This window comes from Pseudomonas baetica (assembly GCF_002813455.1).
GTDB classification, from domain to species: Bacteria; Pseudomonadota; Gammaproteobacteria; order Pseudomonadales; family Pseudomonadaceae; genus Aquipseudomonas; species Aquipseudomonas baetica.
In genome coordinates this window covers 1366305-1388924 of sequence record NZ_PHHE01000001.1, presented here as the reverse complement: position 1 = coordinate 1388924, position 22620 = coordinate 1366305, and the positions used below count along the sequence as shown (strand labels likewise).

Annotated in this window: 21 protein-coding genes and 1 pseudogene; 5 read left to right on the top strand and 17 right to left on the bottom strand. The window is 57.9% G+C overall.

Features of this window, described 5'->3' with window-relative positions; all coding sequences use genetic code 11:
- Window positions 1-60: 60 nt before the first annotated feature.
- Complete coding sequence (locus tag ATI02_RS06290) at window positions 61-1506, bottom strand: SulP family inorganic anion transporter (RefSeq protein ID WP_100845765.1); 1446 nt, start codon at window positions 1504-1506, stop codon at window positions 61-63.
- Between the two features lie 159 nt (window positions 1507-1665).
- On the opposite strand from ATI02_RS06290, the gene ATI02_RS06285 reads away from it, so the two are divergent.
- The 3 genes from ATI02_RS06285 to ATI02_RS06275 all read left to right on the top strand — a co-directional run bounded on the left by ATI02_RS06285 (window position 1666) and on the right by ATI02_RS06275 (window position 4050).
- Window positions 1666-1965, top strand: a complete 300-nt coding sequence (locus ATI02_RS06285) for a DUF7693 family protein (protein WP_095189720.1) — start codon at window positions 1666-1668, stop codon at window positions 1963-1965.
- Between the two features lie 96 nt (window positions 1966-2061).
- On the top strand, window positions 2062-2607 hold the full coding sequence (locus ATI02_RS06280) for a hypothetical protein (RefSeq protein WP_095189719.1): 546 nt from the start codon (window positions 2062-2064) through the stop codon (window positions 2605-2607).
- Between the two features lie 111 nt (window positions 2608-2718).
- The gene (locus tag ATI02_RS06275) at window positions 2719-4050 is read left to right on the top strand and encodes an IS4 family transposase (protein ID WP_100845361.1); all 1332 of its coding nucleotides are present in this window, start codon (window positions 2719-2721) and stop codon (window positions 4048-4050) included.
- Window positions 4051-4085: 35 nt separating this feature from the next.
- Here ATI02_RS06275 and ATI02_RS06270 read toward each other — a convergent pair whose 3' ends face one another.
- The 5 genes from ATI02_RS06270 to ggt form a co-directional block, all read right to left on the bottom strand.
- Complete coding sequence (locus ATI02_RS06270) at window positions 4086-4721, bottom strand: hypothetical protein (protein WP_100845764.1); 636 nt, start codon at window positions 4719-4721, stop codon at window positions 4086-4088.
- A 128-nt stretch (window positions 4722-4849) separates the two neighbouring features.
- Window positions 4850-5308 (bottom strand): GNAT family N-acetyltransferase, encoded by a 459-nt coding sequence (locus tag ATI02_RS06265; protein WP_100845763.1) that lies wholly within the window; start codon window positions 5306-5308, stop codon window positions 4850-4852.
- A 95-nt stretch (window positions 5309-5403) separates the two neighbouring features.
- Window positions 5404-6417 carry a lysozyme inhibitor LprI family protein gene (locus ATI02_RS06260; RefSeq protein WP_100845762.1) on the bottom strand — a complete coding sequence of 338 codons (1014 nt, stop codon included), beginning with the start codon at window positions 6415-6417 and terminating at the stop codon, window positions 5404-5406.
- A 193-nt stretch (window positions 6418-6610) separates the two neighbouring features.
- Window positions 6611-7144, bottom strand: a complete 534-nt coding sequence (locus ATI02_RS06255; protein ID WP_100845761.1) for a cysteine hydrolase family protein — start codon at window positions 7142-7144, stop codon at window positions 6611-6613.
- 66 nt (window positions 7145-7210) lie between these two features.
- Window positions 7211-8938 (bottom strand): gamma-glutamyltransferase, encoded by a 1728-nt coding sequence (ggt, locus tag ATI02_RS06250; protein WP_100845760.1) that lies wholly within the window; start codon window positions 8936-8938, stop codon window positions 7211-7213.
- 151 nt (window positions 8939-9089) lie between these two features.
- Here ggt and ATI02_RS06245 point away from each other — a divergent pair, with 151 nt between their 5' ends.
- Window positions 9090-9605: a methylated-DNA--[protein]-cysteine S-methyltransferase gene (locus ATI02_RS06245; protein WP_100845759.1), complete on the top strand. Its 516-nt coding sequence runs from the start codon at window positions 9090-9092 to the stop codon at window positions 9603-9605.
- 82 nt (window positions 9606-9687) lie between these two features.
- Here the strand turns inward: ATI02_RS06245 and ATI02_RS06240 are convergent, their stop codons facing one another.
- The 11 genes and pseudogenes from ATI02_RS06240 to ATI02_RS06190 all read right to left on the bottom strand — a co-directional run bounded on the left by ATI02_RS06240 (window position 9688) and on the right by ATI02_RS06190 (window position 20896).
- Complete coding sequence (locus ATI02_RS06240) at window positions 9688-10278, bottom strand: NUDIX domain-containing protein (protein ID WP_100845758.1); 591 nt, start codon at window positions 10276-10278, stop codon at window positions 9688-9690.
- 107 nt (window positions 10279-10385) lie between these two features.
- On the bottom strand, window positions 10386-11300 hold the full coding sequence (locus ATI02_RS06235; RefSeq protein WP_095189711.1) for a D-cycloserine synthetase: 915 nt from the start codon (window positions 11298-11300) through the stop codon (window positions 10386-10388).
- A gap of 48 nt (window positions 11301-11348) precedes the next feature.
- The gene (locus ATI02_RS06230) at window positions 11349-12092 is read right to left on the bottom strand and encodes an SDR family oxidoreductase (RefSeq protein ID WP_100845757.1); all 744 of its coding nucleotides are present in this window, start codon (window positions 12090-12092) and stop codon (window positions 11349-11351) included.
- Complete coding sequence (metX, locus tag ATI02_RS06225) at window positions 12079-13230, bottom strand: homoserine O-acetyltransferase MetX (RefSeq protein WP_100845756.1); 1152 nt, start codon at window positions 13228-13230, stop codon at window positions 12079-12081. The genes ATI02_RS06230 and metX overlap by 14 nt, the downstream gene beginning before the upstream one ends.
- Before the next feature lie 48 nt (window positions 13231-13278).
- Window positions 13279-14241, bottom strand: a complete 963-nt coding sequence (cysK, locus tag ATI02_RS06220) for a cysteine synthase A (RefSeq protein ID WP_100845755.1) — start codon at window positions 14239-14241, stop codon at window positions 13279-13281.
- Window positions 14228-15085: a diaminopimelate epimerase gene (gene dapF, locus ATI02_RS06215; RefSeq protein ID WP_238156256.1), complete on the bottom strand. Its 858-nt coding sequence runs from the start codon at window positions 15083-15085 to the stop codon at window positions 14228-14230. The genes cysK and dapF overlap by 14 nt, the downstream gene beginning before the upstream one ends.
- A complete protein-coding gene (locus ATI02_RS06210) occupies window positions 15078-15917 on the bottom strand; it encodes an arginase family protein (protein WP_100845754.1) in 840 nt (279 codons plus the stop codon). The genes dapF and ATI02_RS06210 overlap by 8 nt, the downstream gene beginning before the upstream one ends.
- Window positions 15917-16696: a YqcI/YcgG family protein gene (locus ATI02_RS06205; RefSeq protein ID WP_100845753.1), complete on the bottom strand. Its 780-nt coding sequence runs from the start codon at window positions 16694-16696 to the stop codon at window positions 15917-15919. The genes ATI02_RS06210 and ATI02_RS06205 overlap by 1 nt, the downstream gene beginning before the upstream one ends.
- Before the next feature lie 209 nt (window positions 16697-16905).
- A pseudogene (locus tag ATI02_RS06200) lies at window positions 16906-18099 on the bottom strand (pyridoxal phosphate-dependent aminotransferase); the annotation flags it as partial.
- A gap of 47 nt (window positions 18100-18146) precedes the next feature.
- A complete protein-coding gene (locus ATI02_RS06195; RefSeq protein ID WP_095189704.1) occupies window positions 18147-19358 on the bottom strand; it encodes an MFS transporter in 1212 nt (403 codons plus the stop codon).
- Window positions 19355-20896: an FAD/NAD(P)-binding protein gene (locus ATI02_RS06190; protein ID WP_095189703.1), complete on the bottom strand. Its 1542-nt coding sequence runs from the start codon at window positions 20894-20896 to the stop codon at window positions 19355-19357. Before ATI02_RS06190 ends, ATI02_RS06195 begins: the two co-directional genes overlap by 4 nt.
- Window positions 20897-21084: 188 nt before the next feature.
- Between ATI02_RS06190 and pdxR the strand changes: the two genes are divergently transcribed.
- Entirely contained in the window at window positions 21085-22548 is a 1464-nt protein-coding gene (gene pdxR, locus ATI02_RS06185; RefSeq protein ID WP_161555380.1) for a MocR-like pyridoxine biosynthesis transcription factor PdxR, read from the top strand.
- The last annotated feature ends 72 nt before the right edge of the window (window positions 22549-22620 follow it).

The following is a 22620-nucleotide window of genomic DNA, read 5'->3' as shown; positions in this document are numbered from 1 at the left end:
GCACATGAAATCGGTAAACACCCGCTCCCACAGGGATTGAGTTGCTCCTGCAAAAGCGCTTCAGTCGTGAGCGACGCCGGCGCGTTTGAGCAGTTTTTTGCAGCGTTCCGACAGGTGAAACACCTGCAAATGCTTGCCAGCCTTTTCGTAACGCTCACGCAGGGTTTTCAGTGCGGCAATCGCCGAGTAGTCGACAAAGCTCAGATGCCGGCAATCCAGCGTCACCCGCGCCGGGTCATTGGCCGGGTCGAACTGATTCAGGAACGGCGTGGTCGAGGCGAAAAACAGCGTTCCGTGCAAGCGGTAGAGTTTGCTGCCGTCGGCTTCCAGATGTTCATCGGCGTACAACTCGCGGGCCTGCTGCCAGGCGAAATTCAGCGCGGCAATGATGATCCCGCAGAGCACGGCGGTGGCCAGGTCGGTGAACACGGTGATGGTGGTCACGGCGATAATCACCAGCACATCGTTGAGCGGCACTTTGTTCAACACCCGCAACGAGGCCCAGGCGAATGTCTGCTGCGACACCACAAACATCACCCCCACCAGCGCCGCCAGCGGAATGCGCTCGATCAGCGGCGACAGAAACAGGATGAACAACAGGATCAGCACGCCAGCCACTACGCCGGACAGACGCCCGCGCCCGCCGGAGCTCAGGTTGATCACGGTCTGGCCGATCATCGCGCAACCGCCCATGCCGCCGAATGCACCCGAGACCATGTTCGCCGCGCCGAGCGCCACGCACTCGCGATCCGGGTAGCCCCGGGTTTCGGTGATTTCGTCGGTGAGGTTGAGGGTCAGCAGGGTTTCCAGCAGACCGACCAACGCCATCAGGATCGCGTAAGGCGCAATGATGCCGAGGGTTTCCCAGGTCCACGGAATGTCCGGCAAGGCGAAAGTCGGCAAACCGCCGGCAATGTGCGCCATGTCGCCGAGGGTGCGGGTTGGCAGGCCGAACAGGTAGACCAGCAGGCCCACCCCCAGAATGGCCACCAGTGCCGGCGGCACCGCACGGGTCAGGCGCGGCAGAATGTAGACGATGGCCATGGTCAACAGCACCAGCCCGGTCATCAGGTACAACGGCGTACCGCTGAGCCAGTCTTCACCGTTTTTGAAATGCTCCAGTTGCGCCAGCGCAATGATGATCGCCAGGCCGTTGACGAAGCCGAGCATCACCGGATGCGGCACCATGCGCACCAGTTTGCCCAGGCGCAACAGCCCGAACACCATCATGATCAGACCGCCCAGCAGCACCGTCGCCAGCAGATATTGCACGCCGTGTTGCACCACCAGCGCGACGATCACCACCGCCATCGAACCCGCCGCGCCGGAAACCATCCCCGGCCGGCCACCAAACAATGCCGTCAGCGTACAAATGATGAAAGCGCCATACAGGCCCATCAGCGGGTTGAGGTGGGCCACCAGCGCAAACGCAATGCACTCGGGCAACAGGGCAAACGAGGTGGTGAGTCCGGCCAGGACATCAGCGCGCAGACGAATCGGTTTCATGGCTTACCTGATTGAGCGGCCGCTGAGCACGGCCTGCGATGTTCGCGAAAAAAGAGGGTTGAGGATGTTACGGAATTGTCCGGGATCGGGCCAGTGATCGCTGACACTTGGCGGCTGGCGCATTATGCTGGCGCGCTTGTGCATACATAGAGTTCAAACATGTCTTCATTGCTCACCGCCCGCGAGGTTTGCCAGCGTTTGCGTGAAGCTGCGCTGGGTGTGCTCGCATTCAGTTGCGAAGCGCGCACCGAGGCCGGACTGGTCGCGGTCCATATCGAAGGCTGGTATCTGCTGCTGGATTTTCAAGGTGAGCGCTTGCATCACTGTGAATATGCACGCAACGCCGACGGCCATGAAGGCGCACTTGAGACGTGGCAGCGTTATGGCACGGACCCGGTGAGTCTGCTCAGTACGTGGGAATTGGCGCAGATCGAGAAACTGCTGACTGGGCGAGGCTGAAACGGACCCATCGCCAGTGAATATGCAGGGGTGGTTGCTCGATGATGGCACTCTGCCCATAATTCGCGCCCCTACATTCCCACGCAAGGAACTGCCGTGAAGAAGTCGTTGTTGTTGATCCCGATGCTGGCGCTGTTGCTGCAAGGTTGTGGCATGACCATGCTCCGCTACGAGCCGAACTACGAAAACGTCCAGAAGCTCAAACAAACTCCGCCGCTGCACGCGATCAGCAATCCTCAGGTCACTGCCGAGTCCGGTGAAGGTTCACTGATGGTGCGCGCCAACCCAGTCCGTTCGCCGTCCGGCAGCATCCCGGCGCACATTCAGGATGCGATCACCGAAGAACTGCGCAAGGCTGGCCTGCTGGATCCGCAAGCTCAGCGGCAGTTGAAAGTGCTGGTGGTGAAGAATGAACTGACCGCTGGCATGGGCACGGGTAACGGCAAGCTGGCTGCGCGCTTCACCCTGCTCAACGGCAACGATGTGGTGTACGACGCGACCAAGGATGTCAGCAGCCAGTGGAGCAGCAGCTTCTTCGGCTTCATTGCGATCCCGAACGCGGTCAACGCTTACAACCCGATGCTGCGTGACCTGCTGAAGGAACTGTACAGCGATCCGCAGTTTATTCAGGCATTGAAGTAACAGACAAAAAAAGAGCCGCAATCGCGTAATGCTGATCAGTTAAGCCCTTTTGCTTGACCTTTGGCCGCAAGAAATCAAAATCCGATGCCTGAATAGGCATCGGATTTTTTTATGCGTCTGGCTCGGGCACTGGAACTCACCCACAACTTCGTCTCGACTCCCAACTCCCTCGAAGGGTTGGACTCGTTGCTTGATCCATCTCTGGTCGAACAGGCATTGGAGCAGGCCGGTGTAGCCACTTTGCGCAGGCGACGCTTACCTTTGGAAATGATGCTTTGGTGCGTCATCTCCATGGCGTTTTTTCGACGCATGTCGGCGTGGGATGTGGTCAGTCGCATGAACATCATGCTGCCTGGGCAACGTCCGCTGGTCGCGCCCAGCGCCGTAGTCCAAGCCCGTCAGCGGCTGGGCAGCGAGGCCGTACGACAAGTCTTCGATCTGACTCAGAAAAGCTGGCATGAAGCGGCCAGTCATCCGACCTGGGCCGGGTTGCGCTTGCTGGGTGTCGACGGCGTCGTCTGGCGTACGCCCGATACACCGGAAAACCGTGCGCGTTACGACTCCGCCAGCAACCAGCATGGCGATACTGGTTTTCCTCAGGTGCGCATGGTTTGCCAAATGGAATTGACCAGTCACTTACTGATTGGCAGCGCGTTTGACGGCTATCGCAGCAACGAGATGAAACTGGCGGAGCAACTGATCGAAACCACCCCCGATCACTCGCTGACGCTGTTCGATCGCGGCTTTTATTCCTTGGGGTTGCTGCATCAATGGCAGCAAGCAGGCATCGAGCGACATTGGTTGATGCCGCTGAAAAAAGGCTCGCAGTACGAAGTGCTTCAGCGTTTGGGGCGCCACGATGCTGTGGTCTCGTTGAGTACTTCGCCGCAGGCCCGCAAGCAATGGCCTGGATTGCCGGAGCGCCTGACTGCGCGGCTTCTGAGCAAAACCGTCAAGGGCAAGGTTTGTCAGATACTGACGTCGATGGCCGACTCATTACGCTTCCCGTCCGACGAAATCGTCGATCTCTACAGCCAGCGATGGGAGATCGAGTTAGGGTTTAGAGAAATGAAGCAGACCCTGCTGAACAGCAGCTATACGCTGCGCAGCAAGACGCCCGAAATGATTGAGCAGGAACTGTGGGGCGTGTTGTTGGGCTACAACCTGTTGCGTTATCAGATGGTGGAGATGAGCCGCCATTGTCCAGGCATCCATCCATGCGAACTGAGCTTCACCGCGTGCACTTGGGCGATCTTGGGGTTTATCAACGGCGTTTCTGCGGATCGTTCGGGGAACATCCCCAAATATCTCGCAGAGTTGCATGCCTCAGCCCCGCATTATGTCCTGCCACATCGACGCGAGGAGCGCATTTATCCTCGGGCAATCAGGCTCAAATCGCCGAAGTATCCGATCAAAAACAAAAATGCCAGTCAGCTTAACTGACTGGCATTAGCCGCAATCGCGGCTCTTTTTTTGGCTTAGGCCCGTGGAATGCGGGTTTCCAGCGCCGAGTACTTCAGGCTGTTGGTCTCGACCACTTGCTTGAGCAGCGCGTTGACCTGACGGGTGAACGTGTCGGTCACGGCCTTGTTCGTCGTGTTGCCCATCAACGGGATAAACCAGATGCCAATCCAGGTGCCGACCGCGTCGTGATTACTCGCGGTGGTCAGTGCCTGACCTTGGCCATCCAAGGCTTCCAGGCTCATGGTGTACTGATCGGTGCCATAAGCCGGGATTACCATCATGCTGAAACCACTGATGTAGGCCAGCACCATCGAACCGGCATTCGGCGGATGGTTGTAGACCTTCAGGCGCAGATTGTAGTCGCCCGGCTGCTTCTGGAACTCGTCCAGGGTGACACGGCCGAACAGACCGGAATCGGTCAGAATTTTTTGCAGCTGCGGCTTGAGCTGATCGCGTGCCTGCGGCACTTCTGTGGCGGAAGCACTTTTCGGCTCGCCCTGATAGAAGTCGAAATCGACGTAGACGTCAGGCTTGTTGGCGTAGTTGGCCATCGACGGCATTGTCACCGGCGCCACTTCGTCTTTGGTGAAACTGGCACAACCGCCCAGCGCGAGCACCAGGCCCAGCGCCAGAATTTTCCCAAATTGCATGATGTCCGTCCCTTTATGAACAATGCCGAATGATGGCAATGCGCCTCCATTACAAAGGCCGGGCGGATTCTAGAGAGAGTGGTCGGCTGGGGAAAGCCTGAATTCGGCAATTCGAGAAAAATATTTGCTCAGCCCTGCCGCAAATCGAGGAGGTAGGTGTAGTAACCCGTATCTCGCACATACCCCAGCGACTCGTACAAACCCTGCGCGGTGACATTGTCGGTCGCGGTCTCCAGCACCAGACCTTTGGCATTGGTCTGCAGCGCGAAGTCTCGTGCGGTGTTCATCAACAGTCTGCCGACCCCGCGACCACGGGCGGCAGGCGTGGTGAACAGGTCACTGAGCAGCCAGGTGCGATGGGCGTCGATGGAGGAAAACGTCGGGTACAACTGCACAAAGCCCAGCACTTCAGCCTTGTCATCCTGAGCGAGAAAAATCACTGATTCGTTGCCGGCCATGCGCTCGGCGATGAACGCTCGTGATTGTTCAAGGTTCGACGGTTGTTCGTAGAAACAGCGATAGGCGTCGAACAATGGCGCCACTGCGTCCAGATGGGTCGCGTTCGCCCGTAGTGCCTGAATAGTCATGGCCGTCATCCGTTGAAATCAATGCTCGAACCAGCATAGCGCTGTCAGTCAAGTGCGCTGGATTTACCGCTAACAAGCGATGCATGGCCATGGATTCAGGGCGTGAACTCCACGGGGAGATCCTGATAGCTCTTCTTGCTTTCATTCCAGGCTTGCAGGGCATCGGGTAGACGGGTTTTCCATTGCGCCGCGTTGGTGTAATAGCGCAGGAACGCTTGGCCTTTGGCATCGTAGGTCTGTAACAACACCCAGAAACGCGCGTCAGTTGAATGCATGACGATGCCGGTGGCGCCTAGACCGCGCATCCACATTTGCGCGACCTGACTACCTGGCACATCGCTTGAAGGCTCACCGGCCATCAAAGAGCCGGATAACTCCACCAGTCTCTGATAGTCATCCTTGAGCAGTTTGTGCAGGGCCTGGTTTTCTTCTGGCGTTCGCGCCAGGCCAAGGCTGAGCATGTCGTAATCAAGCGCCAACGGTTGCTGCGAGGCGACAAACCGACCGGTGTAGTACACGCCCATGCCGGCGCTGCAATAGCCACCCGAGCCAACTGGCGAGATATCCAGCACGCCATTGACGGGCGTGAAACTCAGGTTGCATTCGCCTTCGCTGTAAAAGGCTTCATCGCCCTTGAGCGTGGCGACTCCCTCCAGATCCCCGGAATTGGCACCCTCACCCGCCGTGATGTCGAAGGCGATGTGCGTGGCATCACGACGCTGAGTGATCACCGTGGCCGATGTTGAAGAACTCGGCGGAATGAGTTGCCAGGTCGCGTCCCAACTGAACGGCTCAGTGGCGTGTTCAAGTTCGGCAAGGCGCATCAGGTACGCTCGGCGTAAGCAGGCCGCCGAGTCGCCACAGGCGTTGCGATTTTTCAGCCATTGCCGTTGATCTGTCTTGAGGACTTTGGGATTAGGGACTTTGGCCAGGGTCGAGCGCCAACGCTCTGCGAGTTTATCGTCAAGGCCTGAAATATCCGGAGTGCTGCAGATGGCCTTTTCAGTCTTGCTGGCAGCACTGACGCAATTAAAACTGCTGGCGTGAATAACGGAGGCAAACGCGAGAGAAGTCAGCGTCAAGGCGTGACGGAAGGTGAAAGCGAGCATCGAGAGGATTCCATTCTTCAGGCGGCGGGCAGTATGCCAGTGCTGCTGCCGGAAATCCTCGGTGTACTCAACGGTTTCTGGAAAACGCGAACCCCGTGGGAGCGAGCCTGCTCGCGAAAGCGTCCGGTCAGTCGATGATGTCTCGGATGACAGAACGCTTTCGCGAGCAGGCTCACTCCTCCAGGGGGTGTTGTCAGAACACGATATCGGCGGCGGGTTTGACATCGATCCGCGCCACGGAGCCGGTCAGGTGCGCCAGGTCCTTGTTGTGTTCGGCGATGATGTCTTCGGCGCTCATGTTGCCGTTGTCGACGGTGGAGTGCGCGTCTGAGGCGAGCACCACGTCGTAGCCCAGTTGATGGGCCTGGCGCACGGTGGCGTTGACGCAGTAGTCGGTTTGCAGGCCGCAGATCACCAATCGTTCGAAATCCTCTCCGGGCAGCAGTTTGCGCAGGTCAGTCTGGTAGAACGAATCCCGTGTGGTCTTGCGTACGCGCAAATCCTGCGGGGACGTTTCAAGTCCATCGGCCAGTTGCCAGCCTTCGGCGCCATGGGCCAGCGGGCTGTCCTTTTCCTCATGCTGAATCAGCACCACTGGCACCCCGGCCTGGCGCGCGCGGGCGCTGAGGGCGTTGATGGTTTCGATCACGCGATGGATGTCGTGGCACTGGTATTCACCCGAGCACACTGCGCGCTGGACGTCGATGATCAGTAATGCGGTGGTCATGGTGTGACTTCCTTGATCGATACTGAAGACAGGGGCAGACATACGCCCGCCCCCTTTTTACGCCTCTCAGTAACCCAGTGACAACCCGGTATTGCGGCGTGGATCGTTGGCGCCGTAGAAGCGGTTTTTGCCGACCGGTTTGCCGCCCAGCGACGGCGCGCCGACCAGAATCGCAGCGATGTGGTTGGCGTCCTGCGGCCCGGCAAATTTATGACCCCAGCTTTCGAGGATCTTCTTCGTGTCCGGGCTGGCGGCGAAGTCTTCGAGGTTGGTTTCTTCCGGCATCCATTGCTGGTGGAAACGCGGCGCATCGACCGCTTCCTGCAGGCCCATGCCGTAGTCGATGACGTTGAGCATGGTCAGCAGAGTAGCGGTGATGATGCGGCTGCCGCCCGGCGTGCCGACCACCATCACCACCTTGCCATCCTTGGTGACGATGGTCGGGCTCATCGACGACAGCGGCGCCTTGCCCGGTGCGATGGCGTTGGCCTCGCCCTGCACCAGACCGTACATGTTCGGCACGCCGACTTTGGACGTGAAGTCGTCCATTTCGTCGTTGAGAATCACCCCGGTCTTGCTCGCCATCACACCCGCGCCGAACCAGTCATTAAGGGTGTAGGTGACCGAGACCGCGTTGCCCCACTTGTCGACGATCGAATAATGGGTGGTGTTGCTGCCTTCATGAGGCGCGACGCCCGGTTTCAATTCGGCAGAGACGCCAGCCTTTTGCGGCTGGATGGCATCACGCAGTTTGGTCGCGTAGTTCTTGTCCAGCAGGTGCTCGATCGGATTTTTCACAAAGTCCGGATCGCCGAGGTAGCTGTTGCGATCAACATACGCGTGGCGCATGGCTTCAATCTGGTAATGCATGCCCTGGGCTGAATGGAAGCCCAGATCCTTCATCGGATAGCCTTCGAGAATGTTCATGATCTGGCAGATCACCACCCCGCCGGAGCTTGGCGGTGGCGCCGAAACGACGTGGTAGCCACGGTAGTCACACTCCACCGGTGCCAGTTCACGGGTTTTGTATTTGTCGAGGTCGGCCTGGGTGATGATGCCCTTGTTGGCCTGACTGGAGGTGACAATGGCGTCGGCCACCCAGCCTTTATAAAAACCGTCGGCACCCTTTTCGGAAATGGTGCGCAGGGTTTTGCCCAGATCTTTCTGAACCAGTTTCTGCCCGACCTGCATCGGCTCGCCGTTGCTGAGGAAGATCGAACCGGAATCGCGCATGTCCTTCTTGAATACGTCCGTGGCATATTCCAGCAACTCGACATCGCCTTGCTGTAACTCAAAACCGTCTTCAGCCAGTTTGATCGCCGGGGCGATCATCTCTTTGCGCTGCTTGGTGCCGTACTTGCTCAGCGCCAGCTCCATACCCGACACGGTGCCCGGCACCGCCACCGCGAGGTGACCACGGGTGCTCAGATCCGGAACGACGTTGCCGTCCTTGTCCAGATACATGTTGGCAGTCGCCGCCAGCGGGGCTTTTTCGCGGAAGTCGAGGAAGGTCTTGCGCCCGTCCGCCAGTTGAATGGTCATGAAACCGCCACCGCCGAGGTTGCCCGCTGCGGGATACACCACCGCCAGCGCATAACCGACGGCAACTGCCGCATCCACGGCGTTACCACCGCTTTTCAGCACATCGACGCCGACATGCGTGGCCAGATGTTGTGCGGTGACCACCATGCCGTTTTCAGCGGCAACCGGTGCCACCGAGGCGGCGTGAGCCATGAGGCAACTGAGTGCCAGTGAGGTCGCTATCAGCGATTTGGCCAAAGGTTCGTACTTCATGAGTCGATCTCTTTTTTGTTTTAGGGGCTGTGCAAAGCAGAGGTGGAACGCTTCCGGAGCAACAAGCAGTATGGTCGGGTTTGCGGTTTGCGCCTCTCTGATCAGGCAGTATGCTGGGCGCTGTTGCCGTGCCTGTCCGGAGATTGCTCGCATGTCTTTTACGTTCATCACCCTGCCCTCACCGGTCGGCGATTTGAAGCTGGTCGCGAACGGATCACGACTGGCGGCCATCCTCTGGGAAAACGACAAACCGAACCGGGTGCGCCTCGGTCCGATGAGCGAAGCGCCGGACAATCCGCTGCTGCAGCGAACCGCGCAGCAGCTTGAAGAATATTTTGCCGGGAAGCGTGATCGCTTCGATCTGGAGCTGGACTTTGTCGGCACTGATTTTCAGAAAAAGGTCTGGGCGGCGTTGCTGACCATTCCGTTTGGCGAAACCCGCACTTACAGCCAGATCGCCGAGCAGATCGGAAATCCGACAGCCGTGCGCGCGGTGGGAGCGGCGAATGGCCGTAATCTGATTTCGATTGTGGCGCCGTGTCATCGGGTCATTGGCGCGTCGGGGAAGTTGACCGGGTTTGCGGGTGGGCTGGAGGCAAAAGAGCGGTTGCTGGTGCTGGAGGGTGGTGACTGGCCGGCGGCAGGCAGGACTGGGGAGTTGTTTTAGATGATCAAAAGATCGCAGCCTGCGGCAGCTCCTACAGAGGGAACGTATTTCAATGCAGCTGCCGCAGGCTGCGATCTTTGCTTTATCGGGCGAACAGATTGTTCATCGCCGCATACTGCAACAGCAAGATGGTCTTGGCGTCGCAGATCTCGCCGCGCTGGAACGCCGCCAGCGCCTCATGGAAACCCCATTCCAGCACTTCCAGTTCTTCGGTTTCTTCTTCCAGGCCACCGCCCTCGCTGACCTTTGATTGCGCGTCGTACTCGGCAATGAAAAAGTGCAGTTTCTCGGTCACCGAACCGGGACTCATGTAAGCCTCGAATACCTTCTTCACGTCGTGCACACGGTAGCCGGTTTCCTCTTCGGCCTCGTCGCGAATCCGCTGTTCCGGCGCCGCACCTTCCAGCAGCCCGGCTGCCACTTCGATCAGCAATCCATCGTGACCGTTGACGAACACCGGCAGACGGAATTGGCGGGTCAGCACCACCGTGCGCTTTTCGCGATTGAACAACAGGATCGCCGCACCATTGCCACGGTCATAGACCTCGCGTGTCTGCCGCTGCCAGTCACCGTTGTTACGCAGGTAGTCAAAGGTGATTTTCTTCAACAGGTACCAGTCGTGGGACAACACCTGAGTGTCGACAATATTGACCCGCTCGGCTGTCTTGGTCATGACGCCTGATCCTTGTGCCATCGGAAAACGCCCATATTCGGGTAATCGCGCGCACAAAAAAAGCCCGGCAATGCGGTCGGGCTTGTTTATTGGCGTTCACGGATGTTTCAAAGATCGACCAGGCGCCTGTCAATGCGCTTGAGCACACCTTCGATCAGGTTCATCGCGCTGTCAGCCCGAAATGGCAGGTTGAGCGAGGGTTCGCAAATCTCCATTTCCATGATCATCGGCCGACCGTCATAGTCGCGGATCACGTCGACCCGGCCGTAGAGCAACGGCAACTCAAGCCCGAGTACCTCGGCAGAAGCCACCAGCGCCGATAGCGCTACCGCCTGCTCTTCTGCATCCGCCTCGCGCGGCTGGCGAAACTCGGGGGTCGGCACATTCACCGTACCGTCCGCCATGAGCATGGCGCCCTTGCGGATGGAATGGCTGAACGTGTTATCGAAGAAGGTCAGGTCTGTCTCGCCGTAGGTGTCGATGGTGGTGATGTACGGCTGAATGATCACGTGCGAACCGCGCTTTTGCAGGGCGCGGATGTGCGCCAGCGCGGCCTCGGAACCGGCGCGGACAAACCTTTTCACCCCGCGCGAATACGAGCCGATCGTCGGTTTGACGACAAATTCGTGGCTGTCGGTGTTCGCCTCGAGAAAATCAGCCAGATAACCCTCGGGGGCATCGTCGGGCGCCAGGAACACACTGGGAATAATCGGCACGCCGTGCGCAGCAATGTCCTTCAGGTACAGTTTGTTCAATCCCCACCGGGCCACGGACGGCACGTTCAACAGGCAAGTCAGTGCATGCACCTTGTCGCACCAGGCAAAAAAACCGTCGAGGTTTTCAATGCAGTCCCAGGGTGAGCGGATCAACACCGCATCGTAGGCTGCCCAATCGATTGACTGATCATCCCAGAAGCACACATCGGCGTTGATCGCCAGTTGCTTGCAGGCTTCCAGCAATGGCGGCATGTCGTAGTCAATGTGCAAGTTCGGCTTATCGGTGACGAGTGCAAGCTTAATCATGAAGAATCCTTTCTACTGAACAGTTAGAAGCAGAAAAACAGCAACGACTTACCAGGGAATCACGCGGTCCTGATGGCGGTAAGTGCCAGTGGGGCCATCTGCACCGATCAGCGCCAGAGCGACACTGGTCCGCGCACCTTCTTGCACGTCGAGATCACCGGCGCCGTCATTCATGCCGGTTTTGGTGTAGCCGGGATGCACCGCATTGACCTTGACGGGCGTGTCGCAAAGTTCGTAAGCCAGGTGAACCGTCCACGAATTCACCCCGCTTTTACTGGCGCTGTAGCCCGGCAAGGACTTGAACATGGGTGAATAGGCGTATGAGTCCACATTGGTATGCGTGGTGAGCGATGCCAGCAGACTGGATACGTTGACGATGCGTCCGGCCGCAGATTGGCGAATCAGCGGCAGACAATGCTGGGTCACCGCGACCATGCCGAACAGATTGGTTTCAAACGTCTGTCGCCACTGTTGAAGTGGCTGTTGCGACGGGTTCAGCCCGTAGGACTCGATACGGATCGCGGCGTTATTGATCAGGATATCCAGTCGACCGAACTTCGCCTCGATCAGTCTGACGGCCGAGGCGATGCTGTCTTCATCCGTGACATCCAGCAGGCACGGGAACACCTTGAGCCCCACGGCGATCAGCGCATCGGCCGCCTGAGCGACAGCCTGGTAATTCCTGCCACTGAGCACCACAGTCACCCCCTCGGCGGCCAGTTGTCGTGCCACCTCGAAACCGATGCCACGGTTGGCGCCGGTCACTAATGCAACCTTGTCAAAATCGTTCATCGTGCAACTCCAGACAACGCTCCGACCTGCCCGCTGGGAGGACGGAACCAATACGATTCATGAAATGTTCCAGCAGCGGCCCGAACGCCCGCAGATCGGTCAGAAAGGCGTCGTGCCCGTCCGGGCAATCGAGCCGGACAAAGGTCACCTCTGCACCATCCTGCTCAAGCCCTTGAGCGATGTACTGCTGTTGCGCGACAGGAAACAGCGTGTCGCTCTCGACGCCGACCACCAGAACCTGCTCCAGCCCGGCAGTCTGAAAACCGCCCTGCGGCTGCTTCAGACAGGCATAGAGATCAATCGCGCGGCTTAACTGCAGATAACTGTTGGGGTCGAAATCCCGTGCGAATCGCCAGGCATTGGCCTGCAGATAGTCCTCGACTTCAAAGTCGTGGGTCATGCCGGCGGATTTTCCTGCCGACTGATCGCTGCGGCTGAAACGGCGATTCAATTGCACGCCGGAGCGGTAACTCAACAGGCCGATCTTGCGGGCCAGCGTCATGCCGTGGACCGGACGCGCATCCGGCGAATACTCCCCACCGGCCCAAAGCGGATCACTGCGGATGGCTTCCCGCTGCAATGAACGCAAGGCTGTAGACACGGGAAGCGAACTGGCCGCACCGCACAAATTGATGTGATGCCGGACAAAACCCGGATGCCGGGTCAACAGGGCCAGCGCGCACATACCCCCCATCGAAGCACCGATCAGGCAGTTCACTTCCTCCATGCCCAGCGCTTTCACGGCCATGACGATCGTGTCGACGATGTCTTCGATGCTCAGTTCGGGAAAGCGCGACTGGTAAGGTTTGCCACTCGCGCGCTCGGTGGACATCGGCCCCGTCGAGCCCTTGCAACCACCCAGGTAGTTGAAACAGATCACATACCAGCGGTCTGTATCGATCGGCTTGCCTGAACCTGCAAAGTCCTCCCACCAGCCTGTCTCAGGATCGCGGACGACACTGCAGACGTGGCTGTTGGCGGACATGCCGGGCAGGACCAGGACGATGTTGTCGCGACGATCATTCAGTTGTCCGAACGTCTCATACGTCAGCCTGAAATCTTCCAGTACACCTCCACGATGCATTGGAAACGGGCGCGCGAACTCGATGTAATCTGCTGCCGGAAGAGTTTCCACCATGATGCTAATCCCTTAGAGCGCCTGCTTCGCCAAGTAACCGGTTGCCTGTTACGGCTTGAGCGACTGCAACCAGTCATCGTCGGAATCTTCGGCGATGCCGTCCATCAGGAAGGTCGAGAGATAACGTTCACCGGTATCCGGCAGCATGGCCAGCAGCACTGAACCGGCCGCTGCGGTTTCGGCAACCTTCAACGCTGCGGCGACCGAGGCGCCCGAGGAAATGCCGACGAAGATCCCCTCCTCCCTGGCCAGACGCTGCGAAGTGTCGCGCGCATCGTACTCGTTCACGGTCAGGACTTTATCGATGACAGTCTTGTCCATGATGGTCGGCGTGAAGTTGGGCGCGAGCCCCTGGATCTGGTGCACGCCCCATGTGCCGCCCGACAGCAACGCGGCATTTTCCGGTTCTGCGGCAACGATCTGCACGGCAGGTCGCGCGACTCGCAGCATCTGGCCAACGCCGGTCAGGGTGCCGCTGGTACCGAAACCAGTGACAAAGTAATCCAGGCGTTTACCGGCAAAATCACCGAGGATTTCGGTGGCGGTGGTTTCACGGTGATAGGAAGGGTTGGCCGGGTTATCGAATTGTCGGGATCTGAACCAGCCAAACTTGTGCGCCAGTTCATCGGCAATCTGGTTGCCGCCGCTGCTGCCCAGGTGAGCAGGAAACAGCAGAACCTTGCCGCCATAGGCACGAATCAGCTTGCGCCGTTCGATCGAGTAACTGTCGGACATGATCGCCACAAAGTTATAGCCACGCGCCGCGGCAACCATCGCCAGCGCAATGCCGACATTGCCGGAAGTGCATTCGGCGATCGTATCGCCAGGCTTCAAGAGGCCCCTGGCTTCGGCGTCGAGTACCACAGCCAGCGCCAGTCGGTCCTTGACCGAACCACCGGGGTTGAACGACTCGACCTTCACATAAATGCTGACGTGTTCCGGGGCGAGCCTTTGCAGCTTGACGATTGGCGTACGGCCGATCGTGTCCAGAATGCTTTCATACAACGGCATGAGCGAGTTCTCCATCAAATACGAATTCAGCAGGGCCAGAGAGGTACATCGCGGACAAGCCACGCTCCCAGGTGACTTCAAGGGTTCCGCCGGGCAGTTCGACCTCGACCGAACTGTCGACCCGCCCGGCCCGCGCCAACACCGCGACCGCCGCGCAGGCACCGCTGCCGCAGGCCAGCGTTTCGCCAGCGCCGAATTCGTAGACCTTGAGTTTTATCCTGTTCCGGGATTGCAACTGCACGAATCCGACATTGACGTCAGGGGAGAAATACCCGGAGTTTTGCAGGGCACTACCGACAGCAGGAATCTCATACTGATTGCGCTCGGCTTCGATCACCGCGTGCGGGTTGCCCATCGATACCGCCGAACACTCCAGGTGTTGCCCGGCGAGTTCGAGTTGATAAGCCGACTGCGCTTCGTCGAAGCCGAACACCGGGATGGCGGCGGGCGAGAAATTCGGCGCGCCCATGCTGATCTGATAGTTGCCGTCCTCCATGACCCGGACCTTGTGGGTACCGGAAGGACTGTCGAGGGTGAACTCGGACGCATCCGTCAGGCCTGCCCGAACCAGCCAGGCGGCGACACACCGCGCGCCGTTGCCGCATTGCCGGGAGGACTCGCCCTGCGCCGTCCAGATATCGAACGAGGCAACGGACGACGGATTGCGCGCGGCCTTGACACCCAGGACCATATCGGCGCCGATACCTTTATGGCGGTTAGCCAGGTACTTGCACAATTCGCGCGACGGATCCTGCGCATCACGCAGATCCAGAATGATCATGTCATTGCCCGCACCGTGCATCTTGCTGAAACGCAGCCGGGCAGCATCAGCCGGTTTATGCATGGCACACACTCGCCTCAAGACACGCTTTGGACAGGATCGGGTCAACGATATCGATGATGCAGCGGGTCGCGCGCTGTGCCGTCGCCGCATCGCAGGATGCATTGAACTCGGCGATTTCCAGGCCGACGATCTGCTCGAGCGGAATCGCTCCCAGGATCGCCGCGAGCTGTTGCGGCAGCAGACCCCCGGGCACTGCGTAATCGGCGGGCACGTAGCCAGGCTCAAGCGAATCCCAATCGATGTGCACCCAGACCTGTGATTGGCCGATAGCGCTGCGCACGGCTTCAGCCGTTGCCTGCTGCGGGGAAAGCGTGCGCACATTATTGGCGCTCAGCAGACGCTGCTCTTGCCCGTCGATGTCGCGCGCGCCGACCAGAATGACGTTCTGCGCACGGATGCCGGCGCCACAGCCGCTGTCCCAGAGACCACATAATGCAGACACCACCATCCCGCCCAGGTAGCCCGTGTCCGTGGTCGTCGGGATATTGAAGTCACCATGGGCATCGATCCACACCAGGCAAAGGTCCGGGTAATGTCTCGCCACCGCAGGTACGCTGCCCAGGCTGGCCGGGCACGTTCCGTTGATGACCACCGTGAGTAGCTGCTCCTCTACCGCACAGGCCACGGCGCGATGCAGTGCGTCGATCTGCTCACGTCCCGCCGGCAGACTGACTGTCCAGTCATCGGCAGCCGGCTCGCACCGGCCATCACCGATATACAGCGGCACCACACCATACCTGGCTTCAAGTGCCGACGCGGCCTTCAAGGCACCGACGCGGGTAAATGCCGTGCGGTCTGCCACTCTGCCGTTGGATACAATCAACTTGAACATCAGGCTTCCTCTTTATTTTCATGGCTGGAATGTTTGAATGGACAAACATCCGTGCGCTCTGCATTTTCTTCAATCAAACCGTATTGCCACCACTCTTTGGCGCCAGATCCAAAACCGCCCAATTGCAAGGCGTGGGGCAACGAATCATATTTAAGGATGCGTTTGCGGATATTGGCGCGAACATTACGTCCGCCCACGGTATCGCCGGCAAATACATCGAAGCGTTCACGCGGGTTAATCACCAGCGCAAATCTGGAGCCCAGGTTTCTGCTCTTGCGTACTGTGTGTGCGGGAGAACTCATATTCACAAACAGTTGCATTCCAGCAAAGCACATCGACCAGAACGGTGACTCCGGGTCGACATCGACGCTGTCCGGCCAGGGGCTTTCATCCAGCCAGTGCAGGCTCTGCAGCACCCCCCACCCGGCGGCTTGATACTCCTGCGCAGTACTGGCCGATATCGCGTCCTTTGAAAAGAACACGATCAGCGGATAAGCGTCTTCGATTGAACCACTCCATGTTCTGGAAAGCGTTACATACTCTTTCAAGCCTTCAGCCAGTTTCGCCAGCCCCTGGGCATCCAAAGCGTCGACAAATACAAACTTGATCGAAGACTTCTTGAATGCGTTCTTGGAAAAGATGCAGGGAAAGTCGGAACCTGCCCCAAGTCGCTCTTCCAGCTCACTCAAGGCCTCTTTCTCCCAACGGCTTCCATGATGATTAACCTCATCTTGAGAAAGCATGACCCGATAAGAAACCTGCGCATCAAAGTTCCGCATACCCATTCCTTTATGCTGCACAACTTAGAGAGTTGGCCGAGCGTGGCATCCAGCCGTCTGACACTTTGCGCTGTCACACCTGCCACGAACTTACGTCTGGCATGACAACTTGCTTGTTTGATCTGCGTTTGGATTCAGAAGACCGGCCACAGGTGCCGGGCGTTATTCGACATTCGGCGAACGCTCAGGTTGTTGACCGACTTGCTGCTGATGAATCGATGAATCCGCGCCATGGCGTCTTCGATGTCCGGCAATGCCGGCAACGTGACCACGCGAAAATGGTCGGGAGCGGGCCAGTTGAACGCGGTGCCCTGGACGACCAGCAGCCTTTCCGACATCAAAAGCTCGAGGACAAACTTCTCGTCATCCTTGATCGGGCAAACTTTCGGATCGAGCCTTGGAAACGCGTACAGCGCGCCCATCGGCTTGACGCAACTGACGCCAGGAATAGCGTTGAGCAGTTCATGCACCCGGTTGCGCTGTTCGAGCAGGCGCCCCTGAGGCAAGACCAGGTCATTGATACTCTGGTACCCCCCCAGCGCGGTCTGGATCGCATGTTGTGCCGGAACGTTGGCGCACAGGCGCATGTTCGCCAGCATGTCGATGCCTTCGATGTAGCCGGCGGCATGCTGTCTGGGCCCGGAAATCACCAGCCAGCCGGAGCGAAACCCGGCCACCCGGTACGACTTGGACAACCCGTTGAAGGTCAGGCACAGCAGGTCCGGCGCCAGCGACGCGGTGCTGATGTGCACAGCCTCGTCGTAGAGAATCTTGTCGTAGATCTCGTCGGAGAACACCACCAGATTGTGCTGGCGCGCGATCTCCAGCATTCCCAGCAGCACGTCTCGCGGGTACACCGCACCGGTGGGATTGTTGGGGTTGATGATGACCAGAGCTCGGGTGTTGGGGGTGATTTTGGCCCGCATGTCATCGAGGTCCGGCCACCAGTCCTGCTGTTCGTCGCACATGTAGTGCACCGCATTACCGCCGGCAAGACTCACCGCGGCGGTCCACAACGGATAATCCGGTGCAGGCACCAGTACTTCATCGCGATTGTTCAGCAGCGCCTGCAGTGACATCACAATGAGCTCGGAGACGCCATTGCCCAGGTAGATATCGTCGACGCCGACGCCCTCGATCTGCTTCTGCTGACAGTACTGCATGACTGCCTTGCGTGCGCTGAACAAGCCTTTGGAGTCACTGTAACCTTGCGCCGTGGGCAAATTACGAATCACATCCTGGAGTATCTCCTCGGGCGCCTCGAAACCGAAGGGAGCCGGATTGCCGATGTTCAGCTTGAGAATGCGCTGGCCGTCCTCCTCCATCTTTTTGGCCTGTTCCAGTGCCGGGCCACGAATGTCATAACACACACTGTTCAACTTCAGCGATTTCAGATACTGCACGACTACACTTCCTTGTTTTTTTTATCAGGGTCGCAGCAACAACAATCTCAACTCCGAGAGACTGCCTTCAACTGTTTTTCCGGGGACTTCGACAGTGCCTGCGACATATTCAGGAAAACGAATAACACGACAATCGGAATGGCGATAAACAGTGCCAGGCCACGAACGCCCAGTTCAGAAAAGGAACTGACCAGCCAACCGTAACCGGCCCCCGCAGCCATCTGGAAAAAGAAAAACTGCCCGGAGGAAATACCGATATCGCGGCTGACACTCTTCAATAGCCCGGCCTGAGTCGCGGGAATCACCATCCCGACCGACAACAGAATGAACACCATTGGAATCAGCAGCGCCGGCAGCCCACTGCCAAACATCGACAACAGAATGCCCAGCAAAATGCACCCGGCCATGCCTACTCTGCTTCCAAGCAGCAGGATCTCGTTCAACTCCCACCTGGCGCTCAAGACTCGCGCCAGCGTACTGCCAATCACATAACCGACGGCGCACAGGGAGATCACCGCGCCGTAACCCAGGCTGGACAGGCCCAGTTCCGTCTGCAGCGCATAAGTCGAACAGGACAGGAACACGAAGTAACTCATCCACACCAGACTGATGCCGGCAGCGTATGCCAGATAATCCGCATTTCTGAAGTTGTCGGCATAAACAGCAATGATGCTGCGTCCCGTCGAATCCGATGCCCCCGGAGAGGTGTCGACCTGCCAGAAAAGCACCAATGCCGCGAGATTGAAGATCCCCACACCGCCCATCATCCAGCGCCATCCTATCGAAGGTAACAGCATGCCGCCGAGCAACGGTGCGATACATGGCGTGAGTGCGATCGCCGAGGCAAGGGTGGTGAGAATTCGCAGTCGTTTGCTTTCCGGATAATCCGATTTCACGATCAGTCTGGTCGTTACGGTTCCCACACAACCTCCCAGGGCCTGCATGAAACGCGCAACCGCAAACAGGTAAAAGGAGTCCGAGAGCGCTGCAAGCAGGCACCCGGCAGCACAAATCAGCAACCCCGAAATCTGTACGCGACGGGCTCCGATACGATCGGCAAGAATACCTGCCAATACCACCGACAACGCATACCCGATCATGTAAACAACGAACGTTTCCTGAATCGCCTCATGAGGGACTCGAAACTCCTCAGCCAGTTTTGCCACGGTGGGGGTCATCAGGCCGAGTCCGAGCTGCGGCACGATGACAGCCGCCAATAAAGCTGCAGGCAACAGGATGACGGGGCTGCTGGACTTCACGCAGAAAGCTCCTTGAGGTATTGATCAGTAGTCAGCAAATGCGGCAGGACCCGGTCGATCTGACGTGTGATCATGGCCAGTGAACTGGTGTAGTAGTGGTTACCGGCAGCCAGTTGGCCCAGGGCATAAATAGCGTCGCTGGCTTTGCCACTGCGGTCGATTACCTTGTGCGAGCCGAATGACACGTGCAGCCCACCAAACGGATGGTGCTGAGCGACGCCATTGTTGACCATCGAGGACACCAGCTCGGTACCTGTCTGCCCGACACCACCCGTTTCAGATCGCGTGGCGTTGATCACCCAGTCGGAATGACAAGCGCCTGCCTGGTAATTCAGGACAAAACCGCCACCGGGGCTCAGTTCCACGCCCTTCAGGCCAGGACGAATCACCAGGTGCCCGGATTCGAGCATATTGCGCAATTTGTTGGCCGTCGCCGGAGGCATCGGGTTGCACAGGCTCATGAAAATCGAATGATAGTTGGCCATGTAATAACTGCGATCGCCCGCACTCAGGCTATCCCAGGCCAGCTCGACGTAGTCGTTGGCAATATCAATCAGAATGGACAGCCACTTTTCGCCGCGGGTCGACGCTTGAAGATGGCGCTCCAGCCGCTCGAAAGGCAGTTGACCAGGCGCCAGTTCAGCCTTGAGCTTCTCCAGATCCACCCCTTGGGCAGTCAGTTCGAAGGTGATCAGGCCAAGCCATTTCGACCAGGAGATCATCCCTGCTTCATCACGCAGCTCTTCGATACGTTCGCGGGTGATGACCTTGTAAGTGAAGTCGTGATGCGGCATGCGCACCGCTGGCAGCAAAGCATTGCGCGACAGCATGACGATCTTCCCACGGTGTCCCTGGGCATTCAGGGCCAGGACCGCATCGACAGCTGAGAGGCTGGAACCAATGATCGCCACCTGATCGTCGCCGCCAATCGCGGAAAATTTGGTCCACATCGGATACGGATTGCCGATGTAGTTCTGGGAACAGGCCAACGAGAAGATATCCGCCGGCTCAGCGGTACCGATGCACAGAATCACACGGTCAAATACTTGCTGCGGCCCGTTTTCCACACCGACGACCGCTTTGTCATCGTGCATCGTCAAGCTGGTGACCTTTTGCCCGATCACCCGAATCGGACGCTTCAGGTCGCGCGCCAGCGCCACTTGCTCGGCAAAACAATCAGACAAGTACTCGCCAAAATAGTGACGGGGCAAGAAATCAAGTTGCGCCAATGCACTTCCATATTTATGAGTGACCCACCCTACAAAGTGCCGGGGATCATCACTTTTCACGGACATGAATCGGGCCTGGCGATTAATCAATCCATAATCACCATCGTTTTGATAAGCGCGACCTGGACCGATTTTCTTGTCAGGCTCAAAAAGGGTAATTGCAACATCCATACTTTTCAGCTTTACGTCTCGCTGCAACGCATCAATTACACTAATCGCTGTTGCCCCCCCTCCGACTATCGCAATCTTTAGTTGCGGCTCGCGATGATTAGTCTTATTGAGTGTTGACAGTTTTTCAAAAGCAGTCATTGCCGTCGATATCCCTATACCAATCCAGTTTCTCTTGACCCCAATGACTCGCGCGCCACCCCTCAACGCGTTAGCTTGAGCGGCGTTGAGCGTATTTGTATGCCGCGATAAGATGAAGATCCATTAAATGGATTTTGGTGTGTACCACTATGACCAGAGGTAAGCGGCCAGTTGGCCTCGACCTAGTCTTGCCGTTCGAATTGACTGAACATTCGCTGTCCACCAAACATCAGCTTTTGTGCCGTTTCCTTGAACACCTGATCAGTTCCGGTCGACTCCAATCCGGCGAAGCGCTGCCCTCCACGCGCACGCTTGCGCAAAGATGGGGAGTTTCACGAGGGACCCTGGAAACAGTTTTCGATCAATTACGCGAAGAAGGTTTCATCATTCGCAAGCAGGGTGCCGGCTCGGTTGTCTGTGCGACATTGCCGGACGACATGATCGCGGCAGCCAGAACGAAGGAACTGCAAGTCGAACTTGATACTCACCGGTTATCTGATTCACCGGCGTCCATCACTTATTTACAGCCGTATGTTCCGTTTATTGCCAGACTGGCCGATCCGGGATTGCTCGAAGAAAAAGATCTAAAGTCGTTATGCACACCATCCGCCAAAGACCTCGCCACCGCAGTATCGGCCTCATCACTTGGGGGTGACGAGAACTTGCGCAAGTCCATTTGCGACCATATCCAGATCTATCGGGGGATTGACTGCTCACCTCAAGACATCGTGATTACCCATGGCATCAGACACTGCCTCGACCTTATCAGCCGGGTATTGGGAAAAGAGGCAGTCGTCGCCATGGAGGATCCCGGCTATTACTGGGCAAGGCGGATATTCAATTGCTCCAGCAACACAATCATCGATATTCCAATGGACGATGCAGGTCTGATCGTTGAAGCGCTGTCACCAGCCAGTCAAGTTCAGGCCATTTATGTCACGCCCTCTCATCAGGCGCCTTTGGGCGTCTGCATGAGCATGGAGCGCCGCAAGGCCCTGCTGGCCTGGGCGACCGCCGCGAATGCGATCATCATCGAGGACGACTACGACAGCGAGTACAACTATGGCAGTGCGCCCTTGCCCGCCATCAAATCAATAGATACACACGACCGGGTGATTTTCTGCGGCAGCTTCAATAAAACCCTGTTCAGCAACTTTCGTCTGGGCTTCATGGTTATTCCCAAACATTTGCAGAAGAAAGTCATCAACCTCATCGAAGACACCGGCCAAACGCCAGGCATACTGGGTCAGCTCGCACTCAACCAGTTTCTCTGCACCGGAAAATATGTACGACATTTGCGCATCTCGCGACAGACGTATCAACATCGACGAGATTTGCTGATCTCAAAGCTGCGAGAAAACCCTGATCTGCACATTTCTGGCGAGCAATCCGGATTACATTTTGTGCTCCGGTTACCGGCAGATATTGATGAAAGAGAATTCTGCACACGGGCTGCCCTTTTCAACCTTTGCCTGCAACCGGTCTGCGCATTCACCAGCAGTCACGCGGTCAAACCCGGCGTTCTGATTGGCTACGCGGCGCTTACAGATTCACAGATCAACCAGGCAGCTGCCAGCTTGCTGGATCTCATCAAGTCATTCACTCAATGTACCGAGCACGCCCAATCGGATAAACAACCCGCCCCGCCATGACTCACATCCGAGCCTTGCTTGCCTGGCCCACGCAAAAAAGCCCGGCAGCGCTACCGGGCTTCTTTATGTGCG